Source organism: Mycobacterium simiae (assembly GCF_008370645.1).
Taxonomy (GTDB): domain Bacteria; phylum Actinomycetota; class Actinomycetes; order Mycobacteriales; family Mycobacteriaceae; genus Mycobacterium; species Mycobacterium simiae_A.
Genome location: NZ_VTZN01000422.1, coordinates 1 through 966, shown reverse-complemented (window position 1 = coordinate 966; position 966 = coordinate 1). Strand labels below are relative to the sequence as shown.

Below are 966 nucleotides of genomic sequence, written 5' to 3'. Positions count from 1 at the left end.
ACAGGCGGGCTGCTGGGCGGACTAGTCGGCGCCGGCGGCGGCCATGGCGGCACCGGCGGCGATGGTGACACCGGTGTTGTCGGCGGGATGGGCGGTAACGCCGGCCTGCTTGCCGGCTCAGGCGGCTCCGGCGCGACCGGGGGTGGCGGCAACAACACCGGCGGAACCGGCGGGGTCGGCGGTAACGCCGGATTGCTGTTCGGACCGGGCGGCACGGGCGGCACGGGTGGAATCGGCGGGAGTGACGGCGGGGCCGGCGGGGCCGGCGGGTTGCTGCTAGGTAGCGGCGGAGTCGGCGGAACGGGCGGCGACGGGGGTGCCGGCGAGGCGGGCGGTAGCGGCGGGCAGTTGTTGGGAATCGGGGGCGCCGGCGGGGCCGGTGGAGCGGCCGGCGGGGCCGGCGGCAACGCCGTGTTCATCGGCGTCGGCGGCAACGGCGGCAACGGCGGCAACGGCGGGACCGGCACAACCGCAGGGAGCCCCGGCGCTGGCGGGGTAGGCGGGGTAGGCGGGGTAGGCGGGCTGCTGCTGGGCCAAAACGGCCTCAACGGCCTGCCGTAGCCCTACCCACAACACGACCTTGCACCTCAGATGCCGGCCCGACTGAGCAGCGCCAGCAAGCCTGCTGGGCGCCAGCGGGCTCACCGGATTACTGTCGACACTTCCCTGTTCAACTCGGCCAACACGCCGGCGCCAGCCAACGCATGATAGCCACCCACGACGTCGGTGGCGCGATACAACCCAAGGTCCAGCAGCGCCGCCGCCGCCAGACTTGAGGTATAACCCTCCGAACACAGAATGACCCACTCGACGTCATCGCCGACGGCCTGCGGCAGCCGGGCCGCACTGGTCGGGTCACAGCGCCATTCCAGGACATTGCGCTCGATCACCAGCGCTGCCAGCACCTCGCCCTCGTGGGCCCGCTGCGCCTGCGGCCGGATATCCACCAGCACCGCTCCGCGCCGC

General features: G+C 73.4%; 2 protein-coding genes. One reads left to right on the top strand and one right to left on the bottom strand.

The genetic code is table 11. The features are described 5' to 3' along the window. A partial coding sequence (locus F0Q45_RS26220; protein WP_188113188.1) for a hypothetical protein occupies positions 1-561 on the top strand: 561 nt, incomplete at its 5' end. An 80-nt stretch (positions 562-641) separates the two neighbouring features. Here the strand turns inward: F0Q45_RS26220 and F0Q45_RS26215 are convergent. After that, positions 642-966, bottom strand: a 325-nt coding sequence (locus F0Q45_RS26215; protein ID WP_149656617.1) for a rhodanese-like domain-containing protein, incomplete at its 5' end; no start/stop codon positions are given.